The sequence below is a fragment of the Sphingopyxis sp. genome (genome assembly GCF_036402335.1).
Classification (GTDB): domain Bacteria; phylum Pseudomonadota; class Alphaproteobacteria; order Sphingomonadales; family Sphingomonadaceae; genus Sphingopyxis.
In genome coordinates this window covers 1-5,390 of record NZ_DASWTD010000410.1, presented here as the reverse complement: position 1 = coordinate 5,390, position 5,390 = coordinate 1, and the positions used below count along the sequence as shown (strand labels likewise).

Below are 5,390 nucleotides of genomic sequence, written 5' to 3'. Positions count from 1 at the left end.
CGGCGCGTGCGCCTGCGTCTCCCAATTGGCCTCCATCGCGGCGATCTTGGCGGGCTGGTGCTCCTGCGTGTTGAGCCCGTGCTGGTCGCCGACCAAAATCTGCACCGGGATCAGCAGCGCCGCGGCATAGACCGCGGCTTTCAAGGTGCGCCGGACACCCTCGCCGCCGCCGTCCTTCAGCCAGCGCCACGCGCTCATCCCCGCGATCAGGAAGGCGACGGTTAGCGCCGATGCGAGCAGCATGTGCGCCAGCCGGTACGGCATCGACGGGTTGAAGATGATCGCCCACCAGTCGGTGGCGTGGACAACGCCGTCGCGTATCTCGTATCCGACCGGGGTCTGCATCCAGCTGTTGAGCGCGATGATCCAGAAGGCCGAGAGCGTCGTGCCGCCCGCCACCAGCAGGGTCGCCATCGTGTGCACCCAGTTGGGGACGCGGCTGAAGCCGAAGAGCATGATGCCGAGGAACACCGCCTCGAGGAAAAAGGCGGTGAGCACCTCATAGGCGAGCAGCGGCCCTGCGACATTGCCGACCTTTTCCATATAGCCCGGCCAGTTGGTACCGAACTGGAAACTCATCGTGATGCCCGAGACGACCCCCATCGCAAAGCTCAATGCAAAGACCTTCACCCACAGGCGATAGGCGTCCATCCACGCGCCGTCTTTCGTGCGGTTATAAGCGAGCTTGAAGCCGAGCAGCGCCCAGCCGAGCGCGATCGTGATCACCGGGAACAGGATGTGGAAACTGATGTTCGCCGCAAACTGGATGCGCGCGAGGATCAGGGGGTCAATTGCGTCCATTATCAGCCTCCGTCAGGCTCTGGCCTTTCCCACGGCCAAGCATCCGGTCCTTGAACTCCAGCGCCTTTACCACACGCGACCCCAATCGGAGAAGCTGGAGCAGGCGCTCGTTGTCGAGCCGCTGCATTTCGGCGTACCAGTCGGTGAGCAGCTCGATCTGTTCGTGCATCGCGGCGATGCGTTGCTGTGCGAAGCGGTCGGCGGCGTCGGTCGCGGGTTCCATGAGCAGCGTACGCAGCGTCGTCAGCGTCGGGTCGATCTCGCGCTTCTTGCGTTCCTCGACGAGGGTGCGGAAGATCGCCCAGACGTCGCGCGGGGTCTCGTAATAGTCGCGCCGGTCGCCGGGCAGGTGGCGCAGCTGGACGAGGTTCCAGCTCGCCAGTTCCTTGAGCCCCATCGACACGCTGCCGCGCGACAGGCTCAGCGCCTCGCTGATTTCCTCGGCGTGGCGCGGCAGGTCGGCGAGGAATAGCATTGCATAAATCTGCCCGACCGTGCGGTTGATTCCCCAGCGACTCCCCATCTCGCCGAAATGCAGGACGAACGCCTGCGCAAGCGGGGAGAGCCGGCACGGCGGAGATGGAGAGAGCGCTGGAGACTCGGAGGTCGGGGACATATCCATGGCCTCCAGATACATCTTCATTTCTAAAGTTTCAATAATTATTGAAACTAATGACGGCGCTGGTGCGCCATGCGGCATCTTCGCCAATCATGTTGCGCCGCAGCACCACTTCTGTTAGGGGCGCGGCGTTTCGCGGCGCTCCGGGCGCTGCCCCCTTCCATCAAGGCTTCTTCCGCATGTCTTTGCGCAATATCGCCATCATCGCGCACGTCGATCATGGCAAGACCACCCTCGTCGACCAGCTGTTCCGCCAGTCGGGCACGTTCCGCGACAACCAGCGCGTCGAAGAGCGCGCGATGGATTCGAACGATCTCGAAAAGGAACGCGGGATCACCATCCTTGCGAAGTGCACCAGCGTCGAATGGGGCGAAGGCGCCGACCAGACGCGGATCAACATCGTCGACACCCCGGGCCACGCCGACTTCGGCGGCGAGGTCGAGCGCATCCTGAGCATGGTTGACGGCGTCATCCTGCTCGTCGACGCCGCCGAAGGCCCGATGCCGCAGACCAAGTTCGTGACCGGCAAGGCGCTCGCGCTCGGCCTGAAGCCGATCGTCGTCGTCAACAAGATCGACCGCAGCGACGCGCGCGCCGCCGAAGTGCTCGACGAAGTGTTCGAGCTTTTCCTCGCGCTCGAAGCCAATGACGAACAGCTCGACTTCCCGATCCTCTACGCCTCGGGCCGCGGCGGCTATGCCTCCGAAAGCCCCGACGCGCGCGAAGGCACGCTCGAGCCGCTGTTCAAGACGATCGTGTCGCACGTGCCCACGCCGGGCCTGCCCGAAGACGCGCCCTTCACTTTCCTCGCGACTTTGCTCGACCGCGACAATTTCATCGGCCGTATCCTGACCGGCCGCGTCCAGTCGGGCACGGTCAAGGTCAACCAGGCGATCCATGCGCTCGACATGGACGGCAAGGTCATCGAGACCGGCCGCGCGTCGAAGCTGCTGGCGTTCCGCGGGCTCGACCGTGTTCCCGTCGAGGAAGCGAAAGCGGGCGACATCGTCGCGATCGCGGGCCTGACCAACGCGACCGTCGCGAACACGATCGCCGACACGAGCGTCAGCGAACCGATCGCTGCGCAGCCGATCGACCCGCCGACGCTGTCGATGCGCTTCGCCGTCAACGACAGCCCGATGGCGGGCCGCGAGGGCAGCAAGGTCACGAGCCGCATGATCCGCGACCGCCTGCTGCGCGAAGCCGAAACCAACGTCGCGATCCGCATCACCGAAAGCGCCGACAAGGACAGCTTCGACGTCGCGGGCCGCGGCGAGCTCCAGCTCGGCGTGCTCATCGAAACGATGCGCCGCGAAGGCTTCGAACTCGGCATCAGCCGTCCGAAGGTGCTGTTCGGCGAAGACGAAGCCGGCAAACGCACCGAACCCTATGAAACCGTCGTCATCGACGTCGACGACGAACATAGCGGCACGGTCGTCGAGAAGATGCAGATCCGCAAAGCCGACCTCACCGACATGCGTCCGTCGGGTGGCGGCAAGACGCGCATCACCTTCAGCGGCCCGTCGCGAGGCCTGATCGGCTATCATGGCGAATTCCTGTCCGACACGCGCGGCACCGGGATCATGAACCGCCTGTTCGAGAAATATGGCCCGCACAAGGGCCCGATCGAAGGCCGCAAGAACGGCGTCCTCATTTCGAACGGCAATGGCGAAGCCGTCGCCTATGCGCTTGGCCCCTTGGAAGAGCGCGGCATCCTTTTCGTTTCGCCCGGCGAGGCGCTCTATGAGGGCATGATCATCGGCGAGAATGCCAAGCCCGACGACCTCGAAGTCAACCCGATGAAGTCGAAGCAGCTTACGAACTTCCGTTCGACGGGCAAGGACGACGCGATCCGCCTGACCCCGCCGCGCCGCATGACGCTCGAACAGGCGATCGCTTACATCGACGACGACGAGATGGTCGAGGTGACCCCGAAGAATATCCGCATCCGCAAGGCGCTGCTCGATCCGCACGAGCGCAAGAAAGCGTCGCGGAAGAAGGAAGCGGCGTAAGGATCAAGAGGGGGCGGCCAGCGATGACCGCCCCTTTCTTTTGGAATAGCGTTTCCCCGGAACCGGATGCGCCTTAAAGGCGGGCGATGCTTCGCCTGACCGAACTGACATTGCCTCTGCACCACGCGCCCGAGGATCTGCCCGCCGCGATCTGCAAGCGGCTGCGCATTTCGCCGCGCGAGCTGATCCGCCACGTCGTCGCGCGCCGCGCGAACGATGCGCGCGACAAGGCGAACATCAAGCTGATCTATTCGGTTGACGTCAATGTGAAGGACGAGGGCGCCGTGCTCGCGCGCTTCCGCAAGGACCGCAATGTCCAGCAGACCCCGAACACCGCATATAAATTCATCACGCAGGCACCGAAGGGGATCAAGCGGCCGGTCGTTGTCGGTGCGGGGCCGTGCGGATTGTTCGTCGGGCTGATCCTTGCGCAAATGGGGTTTCGCCCGATCATCCTCGACCGCGGCAAGGTTGTGCGCGAGCGCACCAAGGATACATGGGACCTGTGGCGGCGCAGCGTGCTCCACCCCGAATCGAACGTCCAGTTCGGCGAGGGCGGCGCGGGAACTTTCTCGGACGGCAAGCTCTACAGCCGGATCAAGGATCCGCGGCACCTCGACCGCAAGGTGCTCACCGAATTCGTCAAGGCGGGCGCGCCGCCCGAAATATTGACCGAGGCGCACCCGCATATTGGCACCTTCCGGCTGGTGACGATGGTCGAAAGCCTGCGCGAGACGATCGAGGGGCTGGGCGGCGAATATCGCTGGCAGCACAAGGTCGACGGGCTCGACATCGTGACCGACGGCGCGGGCGCGCGCCGGGTGCAGGGCGTGCACCTTGCCAATGGTGAGTATATCGAGGCCGACCGCGTCGTCATGGCGATCGGGCACAGCGCGCGCGACACCTTCGCGATGCTGCAGGCGGCGGGGGTGCATGTCGAAGCGAAGCCCTTTTCGATCGGGGTGCGTATCGAGCATCCGCAATCGTGGATCGACGCCTCGCGCTTCGGCGCCGATGCGGGCAATCCCATATTGGGCGCTGCCGAATATCATATCTCGCACCACTGCAAGAATGGCCGCACCGTCTACAGCTTCTGCATGTGCCCCGGCGGCACGGTCGTCGCAGCGACGTCCGAGGAAGGCCGCGTCGCGACCAACGGCATGAGCCAATATTCGCGCAACGAACGCAACGCCAACTCGGGCTTCGTCGTCGCGATCGATCCCGCGCGCGACTATCCCGGCGACCCGCTCGCGGGCATCGCCTTCCAGCGGCACTGGGAATCGCTCGCCTTCGTCGCGGGCGGATCGAACTATCGCGCGCCCGCGCAGCGTGTCGGCGATTTCCTGAAAGGGCGCCCGTCGACATCGCTCGGCAGCGTCATCCCCTCCTATCGGCCGGGCGTCACGCCGACCGACCTTGCGGCGTGCCTGCCCGCGTTCGCGGTCGAGGCGATGCGCGAGGCGATCCCGGTGTTCGGGCGCCAGATCGCGGGATATGATCATCCCGACGTGGTGATGACGGGGGTCGAGACGCGCACCTCGTCGCCGGTGCGCTTCACCCGCGGCGAGGATTTCCAGAGCTTGAACACCGCCGGGCTGTTCCCCGCGGGTGAGGGCGCGGGCTATGCCGGGGGCATATTGACGGCGGCTGTCGACGGCATCAAGGTCGCCAAGGCGGTCGCGCGGAGCCTGATGCCATGACGCTGATCCTGTTCAACAAGCCGTGGGGCGTGCTCAGCCAGTTCACCGACCGCAGCATGCCCGAGGCGCGCGCGACGCTGTCCGATTTTATCGACGTCCCCGGCGTCTATCCGGCGGGGCGGCTCGATCGCGATAGTGAGGGCCTGCTGATCCTGACCGACGACGGCGCGCTGCAGGCGCGCATTGCGTCGCCGAAGCACAAGGCGCCCAAAACCTACCTCGCGCAGGTCGAGGGCGAGCCCGACCCCGCCGCGCTGG

General features: G+C 65.1%; 5 protein-coding genes. 3 read left to right on the top strand and 2 right to left on the bottom strand.

The window, feature by feature from the left end:
• The coding region (locus VGD20_RS13255; protein ID WP_331134903.1) for a cytochrome ubiquinol oxidase subunit I at positions 1 to 801 on the bottom strand (801 nt) is incomplete at its 3' end.
• Entirely contained in the window at positions 788 to 1,423 is a 636-nt protein-coding gene (locus VGD20_RS13250; RefSeq protein ID WP_331134902.1) for a GbsR/MarR family transcriptional regulator, read from the bottom strand. The genes VGD20_RS13250 and VGD20_RS13255, both read right to left, overlap by 14 nt.
• A gap of 176 nt (positions 1,424 to 1,599) precedes the next feature.
• Here VGD20_RS13250 and typA point away from each other — a divergent pair, with 176 nt between their 5' ends.
• The 3 genes from typA to VGD20_RS13235 all read left to right on the top strand — a co-directional run.
• Complete coding sequence (typA, locus tag VGD20_RS13245; protein ID WP_331134901.1) at positions 1,600 to 3,432, top strand: translational GTPase TypA; 1,833 nt, start codon at positions 1,600 to 1,602, stop codon at positions 3,430 to 3,432.
• An 86-nt stretch (positions 3,433 to 3,518) separates the two neighbouring features.
• Positions 3,519 to 5,132 carry an NAD(P)/FAD-dependent oxidoreductase gene (locus tag VGD20_RS13240; protein WP_331134900.1) on the top strand — a complete coding sequence of 538 codons (1,614 nt, stop codon included), beginning with the start codon at positions 3,519 to 3,521 and terminating at the stop codon, positions 5,130 to 5,132.
• Positions 5,129 to 5,390: pseudouridine synthase (locus VGD20_RS13235; RefSeq protein WP_331134899.1), on the top strand; the 262-nt coding region annotated here is incomplete at its 3' end. The genes VGD20_RS13240 and VGD20_RS13235, both read left to right, overlap by 4 nt.